Source organism: Bosea beijingensis (assembly GCF_030758975.1).
GTDB lineage: Bacteria > Pseudomonadota > Alphaproteobacteria > Rhizobiales > Beijerinckiaceae > Allobosea > Allobosea beijingensis.
Genome location: NZ_CP132359.1, coordinates 4,935,753 through 4,960,734, shown reverse-complemented (window position 1 = coordinate 4,960,734; position 24,982 = coordinate 4,935,753). Strand labels below are relative to the sequence as shown.

23 protein-coding genes and 1 pseudogene are annotated in these 24,982 nt (G+C 66.0%); 6 read left to right on the top strand and 18 right to left on the bottom strand.

Translation table 11 applies throughout. The features are described from left to right. Nucleotides 1-5: 5 nt before the first annotated feature. From Q9235_RS23740 to Q9235_RS23705, 8 genes and pseudogenes are all read right to left on the bottom strand, one after another. Entirely contained in the window at nucleotides 6-887 is an 882-nt protein-coding gene (locus Q9235_RS23740; protein ID WP_306224267.1) for an ABC transporter permease, read from the bottom strand. A 1-nt stretch (nucleotide 888) separates the two neighbouring features. Further along, nucleotides 889-1,821: an ABC transporter permease gene (locus Q9235_RS23735; RefSeq protein WP_306224266.1), complete on the bottom strand. Its 933-nt coding sequence runs from the start codon at nucleotides 1,819-1,821 to the stop codon at nucleotides 889-891. Further along, on the bottom strand, nucleotides 1,821-2,546 hold the full coding sequence (locus Q9235_RS23730; RefSeq protein ID WP_306224265.1) for a glycerophosphodiester phosphodiesterase: 726 nt from the start codon (nucleotides 2,544-2,546) through the stop codon (nucleotides 1,821-1,823). Before Q9235_RS23730 ends, Q9235_RS23735 begins: the two co-directional genes overlap by 1 nt. Then, nucleotides 2,543-3,535, bottom strand: a complete 993-nt coding sequence (locus Q9235_RS23725) for an ABC transporter ATP-binding protein (protein ID WP_306224264.1) — start codon at nucleotides 3,533-3,535, stop codon at nucleotides 2,543-2,545. Before Q9235_RS23725 ends, Q9235_RS23730 begins: the two co-directional genes overlap by 4 nt. Then, complete coding sequence (locus Q9235_RS23720) at nucleotides 3,532-3,741, bottom strand: hypothetical protein (protein WP_306224263.1); 210 nt, start codon at nucleotides 3,739-3,741, stop codon at nucleotides 3,532-3,534. The genes Q9235_RS23725 and Q9235_RS23720 overlap by 4 nt, the downstream gene beginning before the upstream one ends. 48 nt (nucleotides 3,742-3,789) lie before the next feature. After that, a pseudogene (locus Q9235_RS23715) lies at nucleotides 3,790-4,373 on the bottom strand (ATP-binding cassette domain-containing protein); the annotation flags it as partial. A 125-nt stretch (nucleotides 4,374-4,498) separates the two neighbouring features. Continuing rightward, a complete protein-coding gene (locus Q9235_RS23710) occupies nucleotides 4,499-6,106 on the bottom strand; it encodes an ABC transporter substrate-binding protein (RefSeq protein ID WP_306224261.1) in 1,608 nt (535 codons plus the stop codon). Between the two features lie 57 nt (nucleotides 6,107-6,163). Beyond that, on the bottom strand, nucleotides 6,164-7,003 hold the full coding sequence (locus Q9235_RS23705; RefSeq protein ID WP_306224260.1) for a MurR/RpiR family transcriptional regulator: 840 nt from the start codon (nucleotides 7,001-7,003) through the stop codon (nucleotides 6,164-6,166). Between the two features lie 120 nt (nucleotides 7,004-7,123). On the opposite strand from Q9235_RS23705, the gene Q9235_RS23700 reads away from it, so the two are divergent. Continuing rightward, a complete protein-coding gene (locus Q9235_RS23700) occupies nucleotides 7,124-7,879 on the top strand; it encodes a glycerophosphodiester phosphodiesterase (protein WP_306224259.1) in 756 nt (251 codons plus the stop codon). Between the two features lie 254 nt (nucleotides 7,880-8,133). Here the strand turns inward: Q9235_RS23700 and Q9235_RS23695 are convergent, their stop codons facing one another. The 10 genes from Q9235_RS23695 to Q9235_RS23650 all read right to left on the bottom strand — a co-directional run bounded on the left by Q9235_RS23695 (nucleotide 8,134) and on the right by Q9235_RS23650 (nucleotide 19,499). Further along, complete coding sequence (locus tag Q9235_RS23695) at nucleotides 8,134-8,532, bottom strand: helix-turn-helix domain-containing protein (RefSeq protein ID WP_306224258.1); 399 nt, start codon at nucleotides 8,530-8,532, stop codon at nucleotides 8,134-8,136. A 252-nt stretch (nucleotides 8,533-8,784) separates the two neighbouring features. Beyond that, nucleotides 8,785-9,765, bottom strand: a complete 981-nt coding sequence (locus Q9235_RS23690) for a peptide ABC transporter ATP-binding protein (protein WP_306224257.1) — start codon at nucleotides 9,763-9,765, stop codon at nucleotides 8,785-8,787. Next, nucleotides 9,762-10,784 (bottom strand): ABC transporter ATP-binding protein, encoded by a 1,023-nt coding sequence (locus tag Q9235_RS23685; protein WP_306224256.1) that lies wholly within the window; start codon nucleotides 10,782-10,784, stop codon nucleotides 9,762-9,764. The genes Q9235_RS23690 and Q9235_RS23685 overlap by 4 nt, the downstream gene beginning before the upstream one ends. 4 nt (nucleotides 10,785-10,788) lie before the next feature. Further along, nucleotides 10,789-11,697, bottom strand: a complete 909-nt coding sequence (locus tag Q9235_RS23680) for an ABC transporter permease subunit (protein ID WP_306224255.1) — start codon at nucleotides 11,695-11,697, stop codon at nucleotides 10,789-10,791. Nucleotides 11,698-11,737: 40 nt separating this feature from the next. Then, the gene (locus tag Q9235_RS23675) at nucleotides 11,738-12,748 is read right to left on the bottom strand and encodes an ABC transporter permease subunit (protein WP_306224254.1); all 1,011 of its coding nucleotides are present in this window, start codon (nucleotides 12,746-12,748) and stop codon (nucleotides 11,738-11,740) included. A gap of 63 nt (nucleotides 12,749-12,811) precedes the next feature. Continuing rightward, nucleotides 12,812-13,636 carry a M55 family metallopeptidase gene (locus Q9235_RS23670; protein WP_306224253.1) on the bottom strand — a complete coding sequence of 275 codons (825 nt, stop codon included), beginning with the start codon at nucleotides 13,634-13,636 and terminating at the stop codon, nucleotides 12,812-12,814. Nucleotides 13,637-13,733: 97 nt separating this feature from the next. Further along, on the bottom strand, nucleotides 13,734-15,350 hold the full coding sequence (locus Q9235_RS23665; protein WP_306224252.1) for an ABC transporter substrate-binding protein: 1,617 nt from the start codon (nucleotides 15,348-15,350) through the stop codon (nucleotides 13,734-13,736). Nucleotides 15,351-15,500: 150 nt separating this feature from the next. Continuing rightward, entirely contained in the window at nucleotides 15,501-17,093 is a 1,593-nt protein-coding gene (locus Q9235_RS23660; protein ID WP_306224251.1) for an ABC transporter substrate-binding protein, read from the bottom strand. Nucleotides 17,094-17,374: 281 nt separating this feature from the next. Then, nucleotides 17,375-18,040, bottom strand: a complete 666-nt coding sequence (locus tag Q9235_RS23655; protein WP_306224250.1) for a GntR family transcriptional regulator — start codon at nucleotides 18,038-18,040, stop codon at nucleotides 17,375-17,377. 52 nt (nucleotides 18,041-18,092) lie between these two features. Continuing rightward, complete coding sequence (locus Q9235_RS23650) at nucleotides 18,093-19,499, bottom strand: flagellar biosynthesis protein FlgA (protein ID WP_306224249.1); 1,407 nt, start codon at nucleotides 19,497-19,499, stop codon at nucleotides 18,093-18,095. Between the two features lie 151 nt (nucleotides 19,500-19,650). Between Q9235_RS23650 and Q9235_RS23645 the strand changes: the two genes are divergently transcribed. From Q9235_RS23645 to Q9235_RS23625, 5 genes are all read left to right on the top strand, one after another. Continuing rightward, nucleotides 19,651-20,685 carry a 4-hydroxythreonine-4-phosphate dehydrogenase PdxA gene (locus Q9235_RS23645; protein WP_306224248.1) on the top strand — a complete coding sequence of 345 codons (1,035 nt, stop codon included), beginning with the start codon at nucleotides 19,651-19,653 and terminating at the stop codon, nucleotides 20,683-20,685. A 70-nt stretch (nucleotides 20,686-20,755) separates the two neighbouring features. Further along, a complete protein-coding gene (locus tag Q9235_RS23640; protein ID WP_306224247.1) occupies nucleotides 20,756-21,751 on the top strand; it encodes a Bug family tripartite tricarboxylate transporter substrate binding protein in 996 nt (331 codons plus the stop codon). A gap of 171 nt (nucleotides 21,752-21,922) precedes the next feature. Continuing rightward, entirely contained in the window at nucleotides 21,923-22,411 is a 489-nt protein-coding gene (locus Q9235_RS23635; RefSeq protein ID WP_306224246.1) for a tripartite tricarboxylate transporter TctB family protein, read from the top strand. Nucleotides 22,412-22,429: 18 nt separating this feature from the next. Continuing rightward, nucleotides 22,430-23,941 (top strand): tripartite tricarboxylate transporter permease, encoded by a 1,512-nt coding sequence (locus tag Q9235_RS23630; protein WP_306224245.1) that lies wholly within the window; start codon nucleotides 22,430-22,432, stop codon nucleotides 23,939-23,941. A gap of 33 nt (nucleotides 23,942-23,974) precedes the next feature. Next, the gene (locus tag Q9235_RS23625; protein ID WP_306224244.1) at nucleotides 23,975-24,892 is read left to right on the top strand and encodes a dihydrodipicolinate synthase family protein; all 918 of its coding nucleotides are present in this window, start codon (nucleotides 23,975-23,977) and stop codon (nucleotides 24,890-24,892) included. The last annotated feature ends 90 nt before the right edge of the window (nucleotides 24,893-24,982 follow it).

Below are 24,982 nucleotides of genomic sequence, written 5' to 3'. Positions count from 1 at the left end.
AGCCGTCAGCGCGATTGCAGCGTCGGGTCGAGCCGGTCGCGGATCCAGTCGCCGACGATCGAGATCGACATCGTCGTCAGGAATATCGCCATGCCGGGCAGGACCGCGATCCACCAGGCGCTGGTCAGATAGGCGCGGCCGGCGCCCAGCATCTGGCCGAGGCTGGTCAGGGGCGGGCGGATGCCGAGGCCGAGGAATGAGAGCGAGGTCTCCAGCAGGATCACCTGCGGGAAATTCAGCGTGAACTGGACGATCAGCACGCTCAGGATGTTCGGCAGGACATGCCGGAGATAGACATGACGGGCTGGCGCGCCGAGCGCGGTCACCGCCGTCGCATAGCCCTGCGTATTGGCCGCGATGACGACGCCGCGCGTCAATCGCGCGAAGACCTCCCAGCCATAGAAGCCCATGATCGCGACGAACAGGAAGAAGCCGCCGCCGAACAGGGCGATCAGCGCCAGCGCGATCATCATGAAGGGCAGCGACGCCTGCACGTCGGCCAGCATCATGATCGCCTCCTCGGCGAGCCCGCGGAAATGGGCCGCGATGAAGCCGAGGGTGGTGCCGATGAAGGCGCCGATCAGCGTACCGCCGAGCGCGACCAGCACGCTGAAGCGGATTGCATAGATCAGGCGGCTGAGGACATCGCGCCCGAGTTCGTCGGTCCCCAGAAGATGCTCTGGCATGCCGCCCAGAAAGCTCGGCGGCTTCAGGCGCTTCAATAGCGATTGAGTGCGGTAGTCGTAAGGCGCTAGCCAATCGGCGAAGAGGAAGATCACGAGGATCAGGCCGAGCAGGATGAGGGCCATGACCACGAGGGCGGGATAGCGCGCCTCGGCGCGCACCGGCGCATCGTCCTTCCGGCGGAAGAGTGTCGTGAGCGCCATCTCAGCTCTCCGAGCGGGCGGCGCGCATGCGCGGATCGATCATGGCGTAGATCGCATCGACGGCGAGATTGGCCAGCACCATCGTGATCGAGGTCATGATCAGGATCGCCTGCACCAGCGCGAAATCGCGCGAAGTCACTGCATTGACCAGAAGCCGGCCGACACCGGGAACCGCGAACACGGTCTCGACGATGATCGAGCCGGCGACGAGATCGCCGAGCTTGAGGCCGATGATCGTGATGATCGGGATCGCGGCATTGGGCAGGGCATGCCAGAGCACCCGGCGCGGCCGCGGTACGCCCTTGGCTCGGGCCGCGACGACATATTGCTTGTTCAGCACCTCGAGCATGGCCGAGCGGGTGAAGCGGGCGAAGGTGCCGGCGAAATGCGTGCCGAGCGTCACCGCCGGCAGGATCAGGTGCCAGATCGTCTGGTCGCCGGAGCTCGGCAGCAGGCGCCAATGCAGCGAGAACAGCAGGATCAGCAGGATGCCGAGGAAGAAATTCGGCAGGCTGAAGCCGAGCACCGCGAAACTCATGACGAAGCGGTCGATCGGCCGGTTGCGGTTGAGCGCGGCGACGACGCCGAGCCCGACGCCGAGCAGCAGACCGAGCACGAAGGCGGTCAGCCCGAGCCGGAGCGTGCGCGGCAATGCGGCGGCGATGAGCTCGATCGCCGGCCGCTGGTCGGAGAGCGACAGGCCGAAATCGCCCTGCGCGATCCCTGAGACATAGGAGACGTATTGCTGCCAGAGCGGTCGGTCGAGCCCGAATTTCTCGCGGTAATGCGCTATGACCTCGGCCGGCGCTTGATCGCCGACCAGCGCCTCGATCGGATCGCCCGAGAGGTTGAGCGCGACGAAGGTCAGCGTCACGATCAGCCACACGGTCAGCAGGCCGCGCGCGAGCTTCGTCAGGAAAAGCCGGCGGGGCATCACGAGGCCATGCGGCTTTGCAGGCCGGTCAGCAGGTCGGGATCGTTGAGCAACACGGCCTGCGGTGCATGCGCGAGGATGGCGCGGAGAGTGTTGCCGTCGACATCGCCGACGATGCGGCCGGTGCCGCTGCCGCCGGCCGTGACCCAGACCGGCAGGCGACCCAGCAGGCGCGCGGCGACGGGCCCGTCGAGGGCGCCTTCCCATATGCGGAAGGCGCTCGCGCCGGCGGCGGCATAGTGATCCGGATTGGCCTTGTCGGGCAGGAAGGCGAGGACGCGGAGGCCGGGGATCGTCAAAGTGGCATGCGCGACCTGGAGCACCTCGCGTGCGCCGACCCAGACCCGGTCCATGACGCCGAGCTCTCGGATTACCGCAAGCACGGCATCGATGATCGCGAGGTCCTTGGTTTTGATGTCGATCAGCGCCTGGCGATGCGGGCAGATCGCAGCGAGCGCCTCGGCCAGCGTCGCAAGCTGTACGTCGCCGGAGCGGGCGATGGCTTTGAGGTCTTCATGCGACGTTTCCGCAATCGCAGCATCGCTGCCGGCGATGCGAGCGAGATCGGGATCATGCGAGGCGATGACCACGCCATCGGCGCTGAGCCGCGCATCGGTCTCGACGAGATCGGCGCCGGATGCGATCGCGGCGCGATAGGCTTCCAGCGTGTTCTCGGGATAGCGGGCGGAATGGCCGCGATGGGCGATGACGAGCGGCCGGGTCATGACGCAACTCCCAGTTCACCAGCAAAATGGCAGCGGACGCTGCGGCCTTCGCCAAGCGGCCGCAGAGCCGGCATCTCGGCCGAGCAGCGCGGGCGGGCATAAGGGCAGCGCGTGTGAAAATGGCAGCCCGCCGGCGGATTGGCCGGCGAAGGCGGATCGCCCATGAGGCGCACCGGCCGATCCGAGCGCGAGGCCGAAAGGTCCGGGATCGCGGCGAGCAGGGCCATCGTGTAGGGGTGCATCGGCGCGCGATAGACCGGATCGGTCAGGCCTTCTTCGACGATCTGGCCGAGATACATCACCGCGATGCGGTGCGAGAGCTTCTTCACCACGCGCAGGTCGTGCGAGATGAAGAGATAGGCGATGTCGAAGCGCTCCTGCAACTCCTGCAGCAGCGCGGTCACCGTCGCCTGCACGGAGACGTCGAGCGCCGAGACCGGCTCGTCGCAGACGATCAGGCTCGGCCTCATCGCCAAGGCCCGCGCGATCACGACGCGCTGCGCCTGCCCGCCGCTGATCTGGTGCGGAAAGCGGTCGGCCATCTCCGGTGCCAGGGCCACGGCCTGCATCAGGCGCAGGACTTCTGCGTCCCGCCCGCTGCGTTCGCCGATCTCGTGCAGGTCGAGCGGCTCGCGGATCTGCCGGCCGATGCTGAGCCGCGGATCGAGCGCCGATTGCGGGTTCTGGAAGATCATCTGGATGTCGCGGCGCTGCCGCTGCCAGTCCTTCGGCGTCAGGCTCGTGAGATCGCGCCCCTTGAACAGGATCTCGCCGCCGCTCGGCCGTTCGAGCCCGACGATCATCCGCCCCGTCGTCGATTTGCCGCAGCCGGATTCACCGACGAGCCCGAGCGTCTCGCCGATCCGCAAGGTCAGCGAGACATCCTCGACGGCGCGGATCGTCCGCTGCGTCCGCAGGAAGGAACGACCGCCGCCGAAATGCCGGCGCAGGGCAGAGACGCGCAGCAGTGGCTCGGTCGCAGCGCTCATGATGCCGCCCGTTCACGATAGACCGGCGCGGCGACGTCGAGACGCGGCATCGCAGCGAGCAGCTCGCGCGTATAGGGCGCTTCGGGAGCCACCAGCAGGCGTTTGGCCGGGCCGGCTTCGATGACGCGGCCATGGCGCATCACCACGACGTCGTCGGCCATCTCGGCAACGACGCCGAGATCATGGGTGACGAACAGGATCGCCATGCCAAGCTCGGCCTTGAGCTTGTTCAGGAGGNATGGCGCATCACCACGACGTCGTCGGCCATCTCGGCAACGACGCCGAGATCATGGGTGACGAACAGGATCGCCATGCCAAGCTCGGCCTTGAGCTTGTTCAGGAGGTCGAGGATCTGCGCCTGGATGGTGACGTCGAGCGCGGTGGTCGGCTCGTCGGCGATGAGCAGGCGCGGCTCGCAGGCGAGAGCCATCGCGATCATGACGCGCTGGGCCATGCCGCCGGAGAACTGGTGGACGTAGGATGCGAGGCGCTGCTCGGGTTCAGGGATACCGACGAGGCGCAAAAGCTCCAGCGCGCGGGCCTGGCGCTGCGGCTCGGAAAGCGTGGTGTGCAGGCGCAGAGTCTCGCGCAACTGCGTGCCCACCGTATGCAACGGGTTCAACGAGCCGAGCGGGTCCTGGAACACCATCCCGATGCCGCGGCCGCGGATGGCTTCGAGCTCGGCCTCGCTGGCGGCGGCGAGGTCGCGTCCTTCGAAGAGGATGCGCCCTGCCGTCCGGCGCCCGTTTGCGGGAAGCAGGCCGAGCACCGCCTGACAGGAGACGCTCTTGCCGCTGCCGCTCTCGCCGACGATGCAGGTGGTCGTGCCCGGTCGCACGGCGAAGGAGACCGCGTGCAGGATGTCGGCATAGCCTTTGGCCGTGCGGAAGCCGACGGTCAGGTCCTCGACGGAGAGCAGCGGCTCGCTGTCCCCGTCGGCCCCGCTCCTGCGCGCGCTCCCCGTCACTTCGCGGCCAGCGAGAAGTTCGAGGGGCGGAAGTCCATGTAGTACTGGCTGTAGGGCGTCCAGTTGATGCCCTTCTTCACGCCGTAGCCGGTGACGGGGTTGTAGAGCATCGTCATCGGCATATCGTCCTCGAAGGCCGTCAGCAGCTTGGCGAAGGCGGCGCGGCGCTTGGCCTCGTCGGTCTCGGCGGTCAGCTCCTTGGCGGCATCGTTGAAGGCCGGGCTCGCGCCATAGAGCTTCCAGGTCTTCTGGTTCTCGCTGTCGGGCCCCCAGAGGGTGAGGATCGCGCCGGACGGATCGGGCACGCGATAGGTGTTCGACCAGGCGAAGACCTGGGCGCCCGGCTTGCGCACCTCCTTGAAGCTGTCGACGAAGTCGATGCGGGCATTGATGCCGACCGCGCGCCACATCTCCTGGATCACCTGCGCCGCCTCGACATTGTAGAGGTAGTAGTTCGGGATCAGCCGGTAGGAGATCTCCTGACCCTTGTAATTGCTCTCCGCGAGCAGCTTCTTGGCCAGTGCCGGATCATAGGAATAGCCCTTGTTCTCCTTGACATAGATCGGCCCGAAGCTCGGGAGCTGGTGACCGTTCGGCGTGTAGGTCTGGCCCTTCCAGAGCGCGTCGATCAGTGCCTTGCGGTCGATCGACAGGCTCATCGCATGGCGCAGCTTCTTGTCGGAGAGCACGGGGTCGTTGGTGTTGAACTGGAGGACGTGGCTGTTCTCCAGCGGCTCGGTCTTCACCGAGACATCCTTGTAGCGCTTGAGGCCGTCCCACTGGTCCGGCGGGAGTTCGACGGCGATGTCGAAATCGCCGGCGACAAGGCCTGCGACGCGTGCCGCCACCTCCGGAACCGAGCGGAAGGTGATGGTCTTGGCAGCGGGCTTGCCGCCGAAATAGCGGTCGAAGGCCGCGAGTGTGATCTTGTCGTTCTTCTGGTAGTCGACGAAGCTGTAGGGCCCGGTGCCGACCGGCTTCCAGCGCAGGGCCTTGGCCGCCTGGTCCATCCAGACCTTGGAATCGACGCCCTCCTTGCGGAAAGCGTTCCACGGCTCGTCGCAGACCGCGAAGGACATATAGCTCGACAGGCGATGCTCAATGATCGGGTCATACTGCGCTGTCGTGATCCGCACGGTGAAATCGTCGAGCTTCTCGACATTGGTGAAATTGCCGAAATAGACGCGGCCTTCCGGGTAATAGGCCTTCGGCCCCCAGAGCCGGTCGGGCGAGAAGGTCGCCAGCACGTCGTTGGCGTCGAACGGGCTGCCGTCATGGCAGACGACGCCGCGGCGCAGCTTGAGGTCGAAGGTGGTCGGCGTCGTCCAGGACCAGCTTTCGGCGAGGCCGGGCACGAGATTGGCGCCGCCATCGGCCTTCGGCTTGGCGAAGTCGCGCCGGATCAGCGTGTCGAAGATCGAGTAATAGATGCGGGTGTCGACATTGCCGGTATGCTCGCCGGGATCGAGCGAGCGCGCGAGTTCGTTGACGGCGACCGTGAGGGCGGGCCGCTCCTGCGCGATGGCGCCCGAGCCGATTGCTGCTGCGAGGCCTGCGCCGAGCATGATCCCCGGGATGGCCTTGCCGATGGTGGAGGTCTTCATCGCATTCTCCTGAGAACAGGGGCTTTGTCGAGGATTGGACGGGATGCAGCGGCGGCCCTAGCCGGGCTTGCCGCGAAACAGGCGTTGCAGGGTTTCGACCTTCGCCAGCGTTTCAAGCGAGCGGCCGTCATCGGTGCGCGACAGTTCCAGGATCAGCGTGTTGCAAATCGCCATCGGCACGGTCAGCGAATGGAATTCGTCCTGCTCGCCGCGCGCGGCAACGAGTTGAAGGTCACAGGCCGGCACGCCGGTACGCCGGTCGGTGATCAGCAGCGTCCGCGCACCGATTTCCCGCGCGCAGGCAATCAGGCGCGTCATCGTCGGGCTCTCATGCCGGAAGATCAGGGCGATGACGACATCGCCGGCGGCAAGGCCGAGCAACTGGTCGGCCGCCTGCCAGTCGGCATGGGCGATGGCCGTGGCGCGATAGCCGGACCGCACGAGCCGCCGCACGAACAGGTCCGCGAGGCTGCTGGCATGGCCCTCGCCGGCGACGAGAATGCGTCCGGCCTGCCGCAGCATTCCGGCGGCGGCGACGATCTCCGCGTCCGAGATCTGGCTGACGAGGGCGCCGAGTGCGCGGATTTCCCCTTCGACCACGGAGCTCAGCAAGGAATCGCCGCGAACCCGATCGAGCCGGCGTCGCACCCGGACCGATGCGTCGAGATCGGCGACGACGGCGTCTTGCAAGGCGCCGCGCATCTCGCGATAGGAAGCGAAGCCGAGCTTGCGGGCGAGGCGGCCGGCGGTCGAGGCATGCACGCCCGCCTGCTCGGCGACCTTGTGCGAGGGCAGGAAGCTGCCCGCCGTGCGATCGGCGAGGAGAACCTCGACCAGCCGGCGATCCGACTCGGTCAGCTCGTCCTGCCGTGCCGCGATGATCTCCGTCAGGTTCATCGTCTCTCCCATGCCCGGAGCGTAGCGGAGCCTTGCGGCGACCTGCAAGTTAAATTGCAGACTCGTACATTGGCAACTTATGTTGCATAAGCAGTCATCTCTCCCCATGGTTACAGAGATATGACGGACATCGCCTCACATCGCGGCGGCGCCAGGATCTGGCCCGAGAACAGCCGCCTCGCTTTCCGGAATTCCGCGGTTCTGCCGGTGGATTTCATCGAGTTCGACATCCATCGCAGCCGCGACGGCGTGCTGGTCGTCCATCACGATCCACTGTTGGGCCGGACGGCTTCGGGTTCCGGGGCCGTCGGCGATAGCGACTGGACCGCGCTGCAGGCCGTGGAACTGATCGGAGCCGGCGGCGAGACCATCCCGAGCTTCGACGAGGTCCTCGATATCCTCAAGCCGAGCGGCATCAGGCTGCGCATCGAGTTGAAGGCGCAGCAAGGCGGCGCGCGCTATCCGGGGATCGAGGCGCAGGTCGTGGCGCGGTTGCAGGAACGGCACCTGCTCGACCGGGCGATCTTCACCTCCTTCGACCTGCCGACGCTTGTCGAACTCCTGCGCCTCGCGCCAGCGACGCCGACGATCTGGCTCGTTGCAGACAAGCTGCTGGCATCGCCGACGCGGGACCTGCGCGATCTCTGCCGCAAGGCGGTCGCGGCCGGCGTGCCGGAGATCGCGATCCGCATCGCGCAGGCGCGGGATGGCGATCGCGAGGCCTGCCGCAGCGAGGCTGTGACGCTGGGCTATTACGGCGCGCATGACGAGCCGGCGATCCGGAAGGCTTTCGCCGATGCTGTGAGTGCCTTCACGACCGACCGGCCGGATATCGCCATTGCCGTCCGGCGCGAGCTGAACGAGGGACGCGGCTAGCCTTCACCGCGTCTGCCGACATGCGAGCGACCCCGATCTGGGACCTCGGTTTCGGCGTGAGATCGACCCTCCACGCAAGCCGCCGCTGCGGGGAATGGGCGATGAAGCAATCCAGGAGGCCTGGATGACCAGTTTCACCGGGTCGCCCTGGATTGCTTCGCATGGCCCTTTGAGAATGAACGCGAGACCCAAAGGGTCGGCGATGACGATGCCCATGCGCCGCGAGGCGTGCGAACGGTCGGGGGGCTTCGCTGTCAGGCTGCTCCGTCGTCGCGCTGCGCGATCGTCTCCACGATTGCAACCGCAAGCGCCCGGTCGCGCTGCGAGCGGATGCGCCCGAACGCGGCATCGAGCTTGACGGATTGCGGCGGCCTTTCGCCGGCCACCGCATAGTCCGCCCCATCCTCGGCAAACCCTGCCTCGGCTGGAGACAGGCCCTCGAAGAAAGCGGCCGGGCTCGTCCCGAGAAAACGGGCCAGCAGGTAAAGCGCGCCTGCGCTCAGGCGATCCTTCCCCTTCTCGTAATTGCCCATCTGCTGGAACGAGACGTCGAGGACGGCGCCAAGATCTGCCTGGCTCAGCCCGCGCTTCTTGCGGAGGATGCGCAGCCGGTCTCCGATATGGCGGTTGATCGCCTCAGCTTCCGTACGCATCGCAGCCCCCAGTCACATCGAACCGGAAAGACAATCTGACTGCGCAGCAGTGAATTCGTCCAGTTCTTCTCGCAGATTATCAGAGAACTATCGGGATTGCATTGCGAGAGAGAAAACCAGGGTGCCGGAAACATGAAGGCGCGGGCGCCGTAGAGAACGAACTCAACGGCAGCAGGGATGCGGCGCAAGCCGAGCGGGCCGTGTCGGCACGAGGCGCGCCGACATGATCCGCTCGAATGCGCCCGCCCGGGATCACGCCGCCTTGGCGAGAAAATCCTCGGCGTAGTGGCAGGCGACCTTGCGGCCGTCGATCTCTCGCTTTTCCGGCCGCTCGGCGCGGCAGCGATCGGTCACATGCGGGCAGCGGGTCGAGAACACGCAGCCCTTTGGCGGGTTGAGCGGAGAGGGCAATTCGCCGCGCAGGATGATGCGCTCGCGCTTGCCGGCATCGACGCGCGGCGTCGAGGCGAGCAGCGCCTGCGTATAGGGATGCAGCGGCCTTGCGTAGATGCGTTCCTTCGGACCGTGCTCGATGGCATTGCCGAGATACATCACCATCACGTCATGGGCGATGTGCCGGACGACACTGAGATCGTGCGAGATGAAGAGATAGGCGAGCTTCAACTCGTCCTGCAGATCGGCGAGCAGGTTCAGCACCTGCGCCTGGATCGAGATGTCGAGCGCCGAGACCGGCTCGTCCGCGACCACGACCTTGGGCGAGAGGATCAGCGCGCGGGCGATCGCGATGCGCTGCCGCTGGCCGCCCGAGAACATGTGCGGGTAGCGGGCATAGTGCTCGGGCCGAAGACCGACCTTGGCCATGATCGCGCGCGCCTTCTCGGTGCGCTCGGCAGGCGAAAGGTCGGTGTTGATCTTGAGCGGTTCCTCCAGGATCGTCCCGATCTTCTTGCGCGGGTTGAGCGAGCCATAGGGGTTCTGGAACACGAACTGCACGGTGCGGCGCAGGCGCCGGCGTTCGCTTGCCGGCGGCGAGACGGCGTCGAGCCCGTCGAGGGTGAGCGCCCCCGCGGTCGGCTTCTCGATCAGCGTCGCCATGCGCGCCAACGTCGATTTCCCGCAGCCCGACTCGCCGACCACCGCGAGCGTGCGCCCGGCCTCGACCGCGAAGGACACCTTGTTCACCGCCTGCAACTGCGCCGGCGGCTTGAAGAGCCCCTGCTTGACCGGATAGATCTGCGTGAGTTCGCGCGCCTCGATGACGGGATTGTTCATCGCGCGGCCTCCTTCGCCTGGCCGGCTTCGTCGTGGGCACGCGCGGCGTCGCGCTGGGGGTCGCCTAGCGGGTAATGGCAGCGCACGCGCCCATCGGCCCAGTTCCGCAGCTCCGGCTGGATCAGGCGCGAGTGATCGGTCGCATAGGCGCAGCGCGGCGAGAACAGGCAGCCCTTCGGGCGATCGTTCAGGCCCGGCACCATGCCGGGAATGGTCGCGAGCCGCGTCGCATGTTCGCTGCGCTCCGGCAGGGCAGAGAGCAGGGCGGCGGAATAGGGATGCTGCGGGTCCTTGAAGAGCGCGTCGACCTTGCGCTCCTCCATGATCTGCCCGGCATACATCACCATGATGCGCTGCGCTGTCTCGGCGACGACGCCCATGTTGTGGGTAATGAGGACGAGCGCCATGTTGCGCTCGCGCTGCAGCGACATCAGCAGTTCGAGGATCTGCGCCTGGATGGTGACGTCGAGCGCGGTGGTCGGCTCGTCGGCGATCAGCAGGCGCGGATTGCAGGCGATCGCCATCGCGATCATCACGCGCTGGTTCATGCCGCCGGACATCTGGTGCGGGAAGGCCTTGAGACGGCTCTCCGGCGCGGGGATGCCGACCTGCTCGAGCAATTCGATCGAGCGGCGCTTCGCGGCCTTGCCGTCCATGCCCTCGTGCTTCTTGAGCGTCTCGGCGAGCTGAAAGCCGATGGTGAAGCACGGGTTCAGGCTGGTGCTCGGCTCCTGGAAGATCATCGCCACGTCCTTGCCGGTGAGCTGGCGGCGCTCGCGCGCGGACATGGTCAGGAGATCGCGGCCGTCGAAGCGCAGCTTGTCGGCGCGGACGCGGCCGGGATAGCCGACGAGACCCATCAGCGCGAGCATGGTCACGCTCTTGCCGGAGCCGGATTCGCCGACGACGCCGAGCACCTCGCCCTCGTCGAGGGTGAGGTCGATGCGGTCGACGGCGCGCAGCGTTCCCTGGGAAGTCGGGAATTCGACGCTGAGGTTTTCGATTTCGAGAAGGGGCATGGGATCAGCGCTTCAGCTTGGGGTCGAGCGCATCGCGCAGGCCGTCACCGAGAAGGTTGAAGGCGAGCACGGTGATGAGGATGGCGAGGCCCGGGAAGGTGACCACCCACCAGGCGCGCAGCACGAATTCGCGCGCGTCGGCGAGCATCGTGCCCCATTCCGGCGTGGGGGGCTGGGCGCCCAATCCGAGGAAGCCGAGCGCGGCAGCGTCGAGGATCGCGGTGGAGACGCCCAGTGTCGCCTGCACGATGAGAGGCGCGGCGCAGTTCGGCAGGATCTCGGAGAACATCAGGCGGATCGTCTGCGCGCCCGAGACCTGGGCGGCGATGACATAGTCCTTGCTCGCCTCGGCGATGACGGCGGCGCGGGTGATGCGGACGTAATGCGGCAGCACGACGATGGCGACGGCGAGCATCGCATTCATCAGGCCGGGGCCGAGGATCGCCACGATGACGATGGCGAGCAGCAGGCTCGGCATCGTCATCAGGATGTCCATCAGCCGCATGATCGCGATATCGGCGAGGCCCTTGAAATAGCCGGCGATCAGGCCGAGCACGATGCCGACGACGATGGCGAGCGCGACGACGGCGATGCCGATCACCAGCGAGAGCCGCGCGCCGAAGATCAGGCGCGAGAGGATGTCGCGGCCGATCGCGTCGGTGCCGAGCGGATAGGAGAGCGAGCCGCCCTCCTGCCAGAACGGCGGCTTCAGGAAGGCCGCGTTGTTGGTCAGGTTCGGGTCATGCGGCGCGATCCACGGCGCAAACAGCGCGCAGAGCAGCACCAGCACGATGACGGCGAGGCCGGCGACGGCGCCGCGATTGGCGCTGAAATAGCTCCAGAATTCGCGCAGCGGATGGGGCGGGGCGACGCTCGGCACAGCGGCCGGGGCTTTGAGGGTCTCTAGGCTCATGCTGCGAGGCTCCGATGGGAGCGAAGGGGTGAATTGCGGGTCATTTCGCGTGCCTGATGCGCGGGTTGATCAGGCCGTAGAGCAGGTCGACGAAGAGGTTGACGCTCATCACCACGACGCCGAGCAGCAGCGTGCCGCCTTGCAGGACCGGATAGTCACGCCGGCTGATCGCCTCGATCAGCCATTTGCCGACGCCGGGCCACGAGAAGATCGTCTCGGTCAGGATCGCGCCGGTGAAGAGCGCGCCGACCTGCAGGCCGATGACGGTGACGATCGGGATCAGCGCATTGCGCAGCGCGTGCATGGCCACGACCCGGATCGGCGCCATGCCCTTGGCGCGGGCTGTGCGGATATAATCCTCGCCGAGCACTTCCAGCATCGCCGAGCGGGTCATGCGGGCGATGACCGCGAGCGGCACCGTGCCGAGCACGATTGCCGGCAGGACGAGATGCGACAGCGCCGACCAGAAGGCGTCGATATCGCCGGCCAGCAGGCTGTCGATGGTGAGGAAGCCGGTGACCGGCTCGATGAAATACTGCACCGCGATGCGGCCCGAGACCGGCGTGATGCCGAGCTGCACCGAGAACAGCAGGATCAGCAGCAGGCCCCACCAGAAGATCGGCATCGAATAGCCGGTGAGCGAAATCCCCATCACGCCATGGTCGAAGATCGAGTTTCGCTTCACCGCGGCGATAATGCCGGCCGGTAGTCCGACGATCAGCGCGAGCAGGATGGCGCAGATCGCGAGCTCGATCGTCGCCGGAAAGAGCTGGCCGAACTCGGACAGGACGTTCTCGCGGGTGACGATCGACTTTCCGAGATCACCCTGGACGACGCGCTCGATATACTTGCCGTACTGGACGAGCAGCGGCCGGTCGAGGCCGTATTCGGTCAGCAGCTGGGCGTGGCGGGCGGCGTCGATGCCGCGTTCGCCGGCCATGGTCTCGATCGGGTCGCCGGGGACGAGGCGGACGAGGAAGAAGGCCAGCAGCGTGATGCCGATGAAGGTCGGGATGACCAGGCTCAGCCGGGTGAAGATGAAGCGCAGCATGGGTCTGCCGATGTTTTTGGCCGGCGTGAAAGCAGTCGTCGCACGCCGGCAGGTCGTTTGGATTTATTGCAATGTCGAGCTGTAGCCCAGCGCAAACACCAAAAAGCGCTGGAGATCAAGGATATCGTCCGCGATATAGCGGATAGTGAAAGCATCCACCCGCTCCACGAGCTTCAGCATCACCAGATATTCGACCGGCTGGCGGAACAGGAAGCCGACCTCCAGCGTGATCGGCCCGGCGATGCGGTAGGGCTTGATCGCAGCCCGCCGCGCGACGGCGCGCTTCACGCCCTCAGCGATCAGTTCGTAGGAGGCTTCCGGCATCAGCGTGCGCGCCGACTGGCGGCTATGTGCCCATTTCACCGTCACGCCCTCGATATCGGGCAGGAACGCCTTGGTCTCGGCGATGGTGGCGTCGTCGCCGCTGACGAGCAGGACCGGCACGTCGAAATGTCCGGCGATCGCGGCATTGACCCCGGCCTCCGGCACGGCGACGCCATTGACCCGGACCTCGCGCAGCGTGGCGCCGCGGAAGGTATGGGCCAGCACGCCTTCGGGATTGGTCGATCCCGTGTGGTAGCCGATGAAGAGCGCGCCGTCATAGGCGCCGGCCTCGACGCCCTGCATCATCGAGAGCGGTCGCGGATGGGCGCGCACGAGCTGCACGTCGCGCGGCAGCCGCTCGAGCAGCAGGTTCTGCGCCCGGCCGTGGCTGTCGGCGATGACGACCTCGCTGGCGCCGCTCTCATAGGCGGCTCGTGCCGCGGCAGTGACGCTGTCGGTCATCCAGATTCGGGCGGCCTGGTATTCGAAGCCCTCCACCAGCGTCTGGTCGCGGGTGACCACGCCGGCGATGCCTTCGATGTCGGCGGATATGTAGATGCGCATGGCGAGGGAGCTCCGGGGAGGCACCGCACGGCCGGCATGACCGCGCAGGAAATCGACCGCGGCAGCAGGTAGCTGCCGCGGCGAGAGCGCGGGAGGATTACTTGGTGACGGAGACGCCGTAGAAGGGCTGACCGCCGAAGAAGTGGATCTTGTAGTCCTTCACGTCCTTGCGCACCGGCGTGAAGGCCTGGGCATTGGCGAAGAGCAGGCCCGCGACATCCTGGTGGAACAGCTCCTGGAAGCGCTTGTAGAGCTTCGTGCGCTCGCCTTGGTCGGTGATCGTGTTGGCCTTCGCCAGAGCGTCCGAGGCTTCCTGGTTGCACCAGCGGGCGCGGTTGGCACCACTCTTCACGCCCTCGCAGGTCCAGCCGGAGAGCAGGATCTGGCTCGGATCGGGATAGTCCCAGGTATAGCCGAACATGCCGACCTCATGGTCACCGGCGCGGCCGCGCTTGAGGTACTCGCCCCATTCGAAGGTCTGGATCGTCGCCTTGACGCCGATCTTGGCCCAGTCGGCCTGGATCAGCTCGGCCGCGCGCCGGCCATTCGGCATATAGGCGCGTACCACCGGAATGGCCCAGAGCGTCGTTTCGAAACCGTCGGCGAGGCCGGCTTCCTTGAGCAGGGCCTTGGCCTTCTCGGGATCGTAGGGCCGCGGCTTCAGGTCGGCGTCATGCGACCAGAGCGAGGGCGGCACGGCCGCGGCCGCGATCTGGCCGGTGCCCTGGTAGACCGCGTCAATGATCGCCGGGATATTGGTCGCATAGGCCAGCGCCTCGCGCACCCGCTTGTCGCCGAAGGGCTTCTTCTGCTGGTTGAAGGCGAGGAAGCTCTGGTCGGCGATGCTGCCTTGCAGCAGGTTGATCGAGGCTTCCGCCTTCATGGCCGGCAGGTCGCCGGGATTGGGATAGCGCGCGATCTGGCATTCGCCGGAGCGCACCTTGGCGAAGCGCACCGAGGCGTCCGGTGTGATAACGAAGATCAGGTCGTTGACCAGTGCCATGCGGTCGCGGTTCCCCACGGCCTTGGTCCAGTGGTCCGGCACCGCCTTGAAGCGGATCACGGCGTCCTTCTGGTAGGAGAGCAGCGAGAACGGCCCGGTGCCGACCGGCACGAAATCGATCTGCTCGGGCGTGCCGGCCTTCAGCATCGCGGCGCCGTACTCGGCCGAAAGGATCGACATCGGTTCGACCGAGAGTGCCGAGAGCAGCGGAGCGTTCGGCTTGGTCAGGGTCAGCTTGACCGTGTAGTCATCGACCTTCTCGACCGCCTTCAGGCTCGGCTTCACGATCTCGGCGAAGAAGCTGAAATTGCCGCTGCCGACCTTGTTGAAGGGATGGTTCGGATCGAGCATCCGCTGGAACGAGAAGACCACGTCGTCGGCATTGAAGTCCCGCGTCGGCGTGAAGGCCTTGCTGGCGTGCCATTTCACGCCCTTGCGCAGCTTGAACGTGTAGGTCAGCGCGTCCTCGGAGATCGTCCAGGATTCCGCGAGGCTCGGGATGATCTGCGATCCCCCTCGCTCGGTCGCGGTCAGCCGCTCGTAGATCTGCGCGGCGACGTCGAAGGCGGTGTTCTGTCCGCTGAATTGCGGGTTCAGGAAGTCGGGGCTGGCTTCGGAGCAGACGACCAGCGCCTGGGCGCTGGCGAGGGCGGGCAGCATGAGGGCGCTGAGCCCCAGCGTCAGGGCAAGGGAACGGGCACGAACGGACATGGGCGGTTCTTTCGGCAAAGGCGAGGGAGGCGGATCGGGCGCGGGGCGTCGTGCCCCATCGTCTCCGCCTCCCGGAACGCGACCCCGCCGGGGCCGCGTCATCTGGCATGCATCAGCCGCGCCAGGGCGTAGCGCGACTGATAAGTCGGCTCACTTGCCGATGTCGACGCCGTAGAAGGTGTGGCGGCCGAACGGCGAGAGCTTGAAGTCCTTCACCTCCTTGCGGACAGGCTTGAGCTGCACCGCATGCGCGATGGTGAACCAGGGCGACTGCTCCTTGAAGATCACCTGCGCCTGCCGGTAGAGCTTCTCGCGCTCGGCTTGATCGGTGACTGTCTTCGCCTTCACGACCAGATCCTCGAACGGCTGGTAGCAGAACTTCGCGACGTTCGAGCCATTTGTCTTGGCGGACTCGCAGCCCAGCAGCGTGTGCAGGAAGTTGTCCGGATCGCCGTTGTCGCCGGTCCAGCCGAGCATGCCCGTCTGGTGCTCGCCCGCCTGCATGCGCTTGCGGTATTCGCCCCATTCGAAGCTCTTGATCTCGGCCTTGATGCCGACCTTGGCCAGATCCGCCTGCATCAGTTCGGCGATGCGCTTGGCGTTCGGGTTGTAGGGGCGCTGCACCGGCATGGCCCAGAGGTCGATCTCGAGGCCGTTCGGATAGCCGGCCGCGGCCAGCTCCTTCTTAGCCGCCTCCGGATCGAACGGATCGTCCTTGATGGTCTCGTTATAGGACCACATCGACGGCGGGATCGGGTTGGTCGCCGCGACGCCGCTCGACAGGTAGACTGCGTCGATGATCGCCTTCTTGTTGATCGCCTTGTTGACCGCGCGGCGCACCTTGACGTCGTCGAAGGGCTTCTTGGTGGTGTTGTAGGCGAGATAGCCGATGTTCAGGCCGGGCTGCTCCAGGATCTGGACATTGGGGTCCTTCTTGATCGCGTCGAGATCGGCCGGATTCGGATAGGGCATGACATGGCACTCGCCCTTCTGGAGCTTGGCCCAGCGCACCGAGGCGTCCGGCGTGATCGCGAAGATCAGGTCGTCGATCTGGGCCTTGCCGGCCCAGTAGTCGGGATTGGCCTTGTAGCGGATGATCGCGTCCTTCTGGTATTGCACCAGATAGAACGGGCCGGTGCCGACCGGGTCCTGATCGAGCTTCTCCGGCGTGCCCGCCTTCAGCATCGCATCGGCATATTCCTTCGACTGCACGCTGGCATATTGCATCGCGAGGTCGGCGAGGAACGGCGCCTCCGGCTGGTTCAGCGTGATCTTGACGGTGTAGTCATCGACCTTCTCCACCGTTTTCAGCAGCTTGGGCATGCCCATGTCGTTGAAATAGGAGTGGTTCGAGCTGGTCACCTTGAAGAACGCGTTGTCTTCCTTCCACTGCCGCTCGATCATGAAGATGATGTCGTCGGCATTGAAGTTGCGCGTCGGCTTGAAGTTCTTGTTGGACTGCCACTTGACGTTCTTGCGCAGGTGGAAGGTATAGGTCAGGCCATCGGGCGAGATATCCCACTTTTCCGCGAGCGCCGGCTGGACGTTGGTGCCGCCGCGCTCGAACTGGACGATCGTGTCGTAGATCTGGGTGTTCGCGTCGAAGGACGTGCCGGTGGTGTTGACGCTCGGCGCGAAGTTCTCGGGGCTTCCCTCCGAGCAATACACCAGGGTCTTGGCCATCAGCGGCTGCGCCGCCATCAGCGCGGAGGCCGACAGCGTAGCCAACAGAATTTTCTTCATGGATGTCTCCTTGAACGCCTTTCCGCCCTGTCCGGGCGGTGAACGGCCCCGTTGTATCGGAAGCTCCTGGGGCGAAAGTCCCCGGGCCGCCTTGTCTACAGCTTATTGAAAGAACGGGGGCACGGATAGCCGTCTCGGAGGGCCGGCAGGCCGGCTCCAAGGTGAGAGTAAGCGCTTGTGTGGGAACGAATTCCGGTTGGAGCGGGAGGGCTTTCGTAGCCGCCGGGAGCTTATTCGAAAGTCTATGAGCCTCGGGCGTGCCGGATGTTCCCTGCCGACCCTCAGAGAACTTCGCGCACCCTGACCAGCGTCGTGTCCATATGGCGGCCGATCGCCTCGGCGAGGGCGTCGCCATCGCGCCTCAGCAGGGCGGCCATCATGTCCTCGTGTTCGGCGACCGCTCCGGCCCATTTTTCCGGGCCTTCATTGCCGACGAAGCGCAGCCGCTTGATCCGCGATTGCAGGGTGGTGTGCATCTCGGCCAGCACGGCGTTGCCGGATGCGGCGACGATGGCGCTGTGGATCGCCTGGTTCAGCTTGAAATAGTCGAGCCTGTCGCGCGTCGCGTAGAGCGCGAGCATATCGCGGTGGAGCTTGTGGATTGCTCCGATCGTCGCGTCGCTGGCCTCAGCGCAGGCGATCCGGCCGCCGAGCTGCTCAAGGCTCTTGATGACTTCGAGAATGTCGGCGAGGTCGCGCGCCGAGAATTTGCGGACGATCGCCCCCTTGGCCGGCAGGATTTCGACCAGTCCTTCGCTGGCTAGCGTCTTGATCGCCTCGCGCAAGGGCGTCCGCGACACGCCGAGCTGCGCGCCGACCTGGCCCTCGTTGATGCGCTGGCCGGGTTCGAGCCGCCCCTCGATGATCATGTCGCGCACGCGCTCCAGCACCTCGTCATGGAGGGTGCGGCGCGTGATCGGGGTGTAGGCGGCCGCCGTCTCGCTCATCGTTGCTCCGTTGTTTCCGGCCTCTCCGTTACGGCATGCGGCTTCCGCGCTGTCAAACCGGCGTGTCGCTCCCGGCAAAGAAGAGCGCATCCTGGCGCCGGCGCATCGCCAGCAGGCCGGAATCCTCGGGGATCGTGACATCGCCGAGCCGGATCGCCTCGCCGGCCTGGACCGGGCGAACGAGGGTTCGGTTGGCGACCAGATAGAACGGGGCAGGGCGCTCGGCGGCGAGCGGCATTGCCGGCCGCACCTCGGCCCCGACATTCTCGATGCTGTGATGGTGCCCGCCCATCGTGAGCACCGTTCCGGCGGCGAGATCGCGCTGCGCCACAGCGACGAGGTCTTGCCGCGGGCGGTAGTCGTCGCCGTAGCCGGAGCGGCCGAGGCCGGCGGCATCGAGAATCGAGGTCGCGACCTCGACGCCCAGCAGATGGCGCGGCAGGTAGAGCGCCGCGGTCTTGCCGCTGCGGCTGACGACATGGCCCTTGCCGGCCAGCATTTCCCAGGTCTCGTCATTGTCGCAGCGCACGACGATGAAGACGCCGCCGGCGAAGCTTGCCTCTTCCTTGAGCCGCAGATGGTGGAACACGTCGATCCGGCGCGTGCCGCCCATCAATCCGCCTTCGCCGCGCTCCGCGAAGAGATCGGCCAGTTCCGGCACGCGAGCAGGCGGCGCATGGAAGCCGGCGGCATCGGCGGAGAAGCCGAGCGCATTGGCGACGAGCATCATCTCGCAGAGATCAGGCACAGCCCTCAGGGGGAAGGCTTCACCGAGGATACGGGCGCGCTCGGCTGCGTTGGCCACGATCGAACGGGAGCCCGGCAACCAGTGCTCGCGCAGCGCCGGCAGCGAGCGGGTCACGCCATTGCAGGTGACATTGCCGGTCGCTGCGTCGAGCACGAAATCATACTCGCTCGACTTGCCGACCGCGATGATATCGAGGCCGATCACCTCGGCCCAGCTTGCCAGCGCGATCAGCAGGCTCGGCTGGTCGCCATCGACCGGCGTCACCACCACGCCCTTGTCGCGTGCGAGCCGGGCCAGCCCCGGCCCGACGACGCTGTCGGCCTCCTTCGAGACCAGAGCGACATGGCGGCCGGCATCGATCGCGGTGAGGCTGTGCCGAGTCGCGGCTTCGGGGCTGCCGGTCGCCTCGACCAGAAGCGCGAAGGGCAAGTCCATGACGGTATCGAGGCTCGCCGCCGCGACGCATTGGCCAGCCTTCCAGGCAGCCTTAGCCTCCGTGCTGGTCGCGCACAGGGCAATCTCGGCAGGCTCGAAACCGGCCGCGGCGAAAGCTTTTCCAGCAGCTTCGGCGGTCACGTCGACCGCGATGCGCGCATTGACCAGCCGTGTCCGGCGCGACTGCGCGAGATAGCTGCGCCCGAAGCTGCCGCTGCCGACGAGGCAGGTTTCGACCGGCTCCGCGATCCCGGCGTAATGCGCATGAAAATTCATCGGCCCTCCTCCGGCGCAGTCCGATCCGCAGCCGGCGCCTGCCGAATGAGTACATCGATTTTGATATGCTGCATACAGCATACTTGAGTGGCTGTGCCGCTTGTGTTAGCCAACGGAGTCAGAGGAACGATCAGGCAGCGGAGTTGCGGCCATGAATGAGCGGACGAATGACGCCTTGCCCGTGATCGCCGTGGCGATTGGCGATCCCTCCGGCATTAGCCCCGAACTGACGGCCCGCATCCTGTCGGAGGCCGACCTGCGTGGTGCGGCCCGCTATGTCGTATTCGGCGACAAGCGCCTGCTCGACCTCGGCATCAAGGATGGCGGTGCGGATCCGCAGGTTAACGTCGTCAAGGATGGCGGCGCGTTGCCGCTCGGCGACAGGCCGGTCTTCGTCGATCTCGCCAATCACGATCCCGCCGAACTCAAGCGCGGCACCGCGACGCTCGCAGGCGGCAAGGCTGCGACCGAGAATTTTCGTCGCGCGCTGCAATTCGCCGCTTCCGGCCAGGCCGACGCGGTGTTCTTCACACCCTTCAACAAGGCGGCGATGCGCTTTGCCTATCCCGGCTACGACGACGAGATCCGCTTCGTGCGCGATGCCATCGGCTTCGAGGGCGCCGCGAGCGAGTTCAACATCCTCGACAAGCTCTGGAACGCCCGCGTCACCTCGCACATCCCGCTGTCGGAAGTGGCACAGAACATCACGCAGGAGCGCATCCTGCGGGCGCTGACGCTGGCCGATGCCAATCTGCGCGCAGCCGGCTTCAACCCGCCGCGCATCGCGGTCGCCGGCATCAATCCCCATGCCGGTGACGGCGGCAATTTCGGCCGCGACGAGATCGAGACGATCGAGCCGGCGGTGAAGGCGGCCAAGGCCAAGGGCTTCACGGTCGAAGGGCCGTTCCCGTCGGACACGGTGTTCCTGCGGGCTAAGAACGGCGATTTCGACGCCGTGCTGACGATGTATCACGACCAGGGCCAGATCGCGATGAAGCTGATCGGCTTCGACCGTGGTGTCACCCTGATCGGCGGCTTCCCCTTCCCGATCTGCACGCCGGCCCATGGCACGGCCTATGAGATCGCCGGCAAGGGCGTCGCCAATCTCGGCGCGACTCGGGCCGCGCTCGCGCTGGCTATCAAGATGGCCCAGGACGGAAAGGGCAAGACCCGCGCCGCGGCCTGATTTTTCCAAGCAGTTTCGACAAAGCCGCCGGCAAGAGCGGCCTCAAGAGCAAAACCCAGGGAGAGAGACCATGAAGACCATCGCCATTTCGGCTGCGTTCGCCGGCGCGCTCACGCTTGGCGGCATCGGTGCCGCACAGGCCTGGGAACCGACCAAGCCGATCGAGTTCGTCGTGACCTCCGGCGCCGGCGGCGGCACCGACAATTTCGCCCGCATCATCCAGTCGATCATCACCAAGCACAAATTCACCGAGCAGCCGATCGTGGTGGTGAACAAGGGCGGCGGCTCGGGTGCCGAGGGCTATGTCTACGGCAAGGGCGCCAAGGGCGATCCGAACCGCGTCATCTTCGGCACCAACAACGCCTATCTGCTGCCTTACGTCGCCAAGCTCGGCTACAAGGTCTCTGACCTGACCCCGGTCGCGGCGCTGGCGCTCGACGAGTTCCTGCTCTGGGTCAAGGGCGACGCCCCCTATGCCGATGCCAAGGCCTATATCGAGGCGGTCAAGGCCAAGCCAATGGGCTTCAAGATGGGCGGCAGTCAGTCGAAGGACACCGACCAGACGCTGACCTCGATGATCCAGGACGCCACCGGCGTGAAATGGATCTATGTGCCGTTCCAGGGCGGCAGTGCCGCGGCCGTGCAGCTCGCCGGCGGCCATATCGACTCCAACACCAACAATCCCAACGAGAATATCGGCCAGTGGAAGGCTGGACAGGTGAAGCCGCTCTGCGTCTTCTCGCCAGTGCGCCTCGCCAAGGGCGAGCCGGTCTTCGAGGGCAAGGGCTGGGGCGACGTCCCGACCTGCAAGGAAGCCGGCCTGCCGCTGGAGACCTTCCAGATGCCGCGCACCGTCTGGCTGCCGGCCGACGTTCCCGCCGATGCGGTGACCTATTATGCCGGCCTGCTGGAGAAGGTCAGCCAGACGCCGGAGTGGAAGGAATTCGTGACGCGCACGGCTCAGACCGGCAAGTTCATGAAGGGCAAGGAGCTCGCCGATTTCGTCGCCAAGGACGAAGCGGCGAACAAGAAGGTCTTCGAGAACGAAGGCTGGGTCGCGAAGTAAGCGACCGACCGGACAAGACATCGAACCTGTACGTCATCCCGGGCGGCCAGCGGCCGACCCGGGATCCATCGAAGGGCGCTTGAGCTCTAGGATGGATTCCGGATCGACGCTTCGCTGCGTCCGGAATGACGAGGCGCCTTCCCGCCGCTCCCGCAAGGAGGAACCCACCGCATGATCACCCGCTTCTGGGCAGAGATCGGGATGGCCGTCCTGACACTGGTCTTCGGGCTCGTCATCGTGAAGGGCTCGCTCGAATTCGGCATCGGCTGGGATAATTCGGGCCCGCAGCCCGGCGCCTTTCCCTTCTACGCAGGCGCGCTGATCGCTCTGGCGAGCCTCGGCACGGTTGCCGTCACCATCGGCCAGCGCTTCGCGGGCAAAGCGGTGCTTGCGGAAGCCTTCCTCGATGCCGAACGCGGCAAGCGGGTGCTGTCCTTCCTGCTGCCGCTGATCGCCTTCGTGGTGCTCAGCGCGACGCTCGGCATGTATGTCGCGACGATCCTCTATCTCGTTTTCGCGATGCGCTTTCAGGGCGGTTATGGCTGGCTGCAGAGCCTCGTGACCGCCTTCGTGACCGCGGTCTTCTTCTATTTCGCGCTCGAGAAATTCTTCCAGATCGGCCTGCTCAAGGGCCCGATCGAGCCGCTCATCGGCCTCTGAGACGGCGGGGATATCAGCATGGATAACGTCGCCAACCTGATGCACGGCTTCTCGGTCGCGCTCACCACGCACCATATCCTGCTGATGATGGCAGGCGTGCTGCTCGGCGTGCTCGTCGGGGTGCTGCCGGGGCTTGGTGCGCCCAACGGCGTCTCGCTCCTGCTGCCGCTGACCTTCTCGATGGATCCGGTCTCGGCGATCATCCTGCTGACCTCGCTCTACTGGGGCGCGCTCTTCGGCGGCTCGACGACCTCGATCCTGTTCAACATTCCCGGCGAGCCCTCATCGGTCGCGACGACCTTCGACGGTCACCCGATGGCCAAGCAGGGCAAGGCGACCGAAGCGCTCTCCTTCGCCTTCCTGTCCGCCGGCTTCGGCGCCATGGCCGGCGTCATCCTGATCACGCTGCTCTCCGGCTGGGTCGCGAAATTCGCGCTGCGCTTCTCCTCGCCCGAATATTTCGCCGTCTATTTCATGACCTTCGCGAGCTTCATCGGGCTCGGCGGCGCCTCGCCCTTCAAGACGGTGGTCTCGATGGCGATCGGCTTTGCGCTGGCGACGATCGGCATGGACTCGGTCTCCGGCAATGTCCGCCTGACCTTCGAGTTCGACGTGCTGCTCGCCGGCGTCAGCTTCCTTATCGCGGTGATCGGCCTGTTCGGCATCGGCGAGTTGCTGCTGACCATGGAAGAAGGGCTGAAATTCGAGGGCGTCGCCGCCAAGGTGCGTGTCGGTGACGTGCTGCGCACGGCCGCAAAGCTGCCGCGCTATTGGCTCGCCCTGCTGCGCTCCTCGCTGATCGGCATCTGGATGGGCATCACGCCGGGCGGGCCGACGGCCGCCTCCTTCATGAGCTATGCGATGGCCAAGCGCTCCTCGCGCAACCCGGCCAAGTTCGGCAAGGGCGAGCCCGAGGGTGTGATCGCGCCGGAGACCGCCGACCATGCCGCCGGCTCCGCCGCCATGCTGCCGATGCTGGCGCTCGGCATTCCCGGTTCGGCGACGGCGGCGGTGATGATGGGCGGCCTGATGATCTGGGGTCTCAATCCCGGCCCGACGCTCTTCACCGACCGGCCGGACTTCGTCTGGGGCCTGATCGCCTCGATGTATCTCGGCAATGTCGTGGCCGTGGTGATCGTGCTGGCGACGGTGCCGCTCTTCGCCTCGATCCTACGCATCCCCTTCTCGATCATCGGGCCGATCATCGTGGTGATCTGCTTCATCGGCGCCTTCACCGCCGCGAGCAAGGAGTTCGATATCTGGCTCGCGCTGATCTTCGGCCTCGTCGGCTATGTCTTCAAGAAGCTCGATTATCCGATCGCGCCTCTGGTGCTGGCCATGGTCATCGGCGACAAGGCCGAGGACGCCTTCCGCCAGTCGATGATCTTCAGTCAGGGCTCGCTCTCGATCTTCTGGTCGAACCCGCTGGTCTCCACGTTGATGGCGATCGGCCTCGCGCTCTTGGTCATGCCGGTCATCGGTTCGGTCGCGCGCCGCTTGCGCGGCACCAAGGCCGCCAGCACTGTCTGATCCCCTCCTGTCCGCCACCGACGAGATGACGCCATGACCGAGCCTTACAAGGGCATCCTGCCGATCGCGCCGACCATCTTCCACGAGAACGGCGATCTCGATGTCGAGGGCAACAAGCGCGTCATGGACCTGATGGTCGACCAGGGCGTCGACGGCATCTGCATCCTCGCCAATTTCTCGGAGCAGTTCCTGCTCACCGACGAGGAGCGCGAGCAGGTCATGCGGCTCTCGCTTGAGCAGGTCGCCGGCCGCGTGCCGGTCATCGTCACCACCTCGCATTTCGCGACCCGCATCGCAGCCCAGCGCGCCAAGGCCGCAGCGGACGCCGGCGCCAAGATGCTGATGATGATGCCGCCCTATCACGGCGCGCTGCTCAAGGCCGACGAGCAGGGCATGATCGAGCATTTCAAGGCGGTCGCCGATGCCTGCGGTATCCCGATCATCCTGCAGGACGCGCCGCTCTCCGGCGTGACCATGACCGTGCCCTTCATGATCCGGCTGGCGAAGGAGGTTCCGCTCGTCCGCTATTTCAAGATCGAGGTGCCCGGCACGGCCAACAAGCTGCGCGCGCTGATCGAGGCCGGCGGCGATGCCGTGGTCGGCCCCTTCGACGGCGAGGAGGCGATCACGCTGATGGCCGATCTCGATGCGGGGGCCACCGGAACGATGACCTCGGCGATGATCCCGGACCTGATCAAGCCGATCCTCGCCGCGCACGCTGCTGGCGATCGCAAGCAAGCGGCGGCGCTCTATGCCCGCGTCCTGCCGATTATCAATTACGAGAACCGCCAATGCGGCCTGCGTTCGGCCAAGGCGGTGATGAAGGAGGGCGGTGTCATCAAGTCGGAGGCCGTGCGCCATCCATTGACGCCGCTGCATCCGAAGACCCGCGACGGCCTGATCGAGCTGGCCCGCGAGCTCGATCCGCTGGCGCTGCGCTGGGGCAAATAGGCGATATCCCGACAGGCAGAGGCGGGTTGCGTTTTTTGCTGATCGCACCGCCTTTACAAAGCAGGTCGGATCGCGGGAACCTCGCCGCCG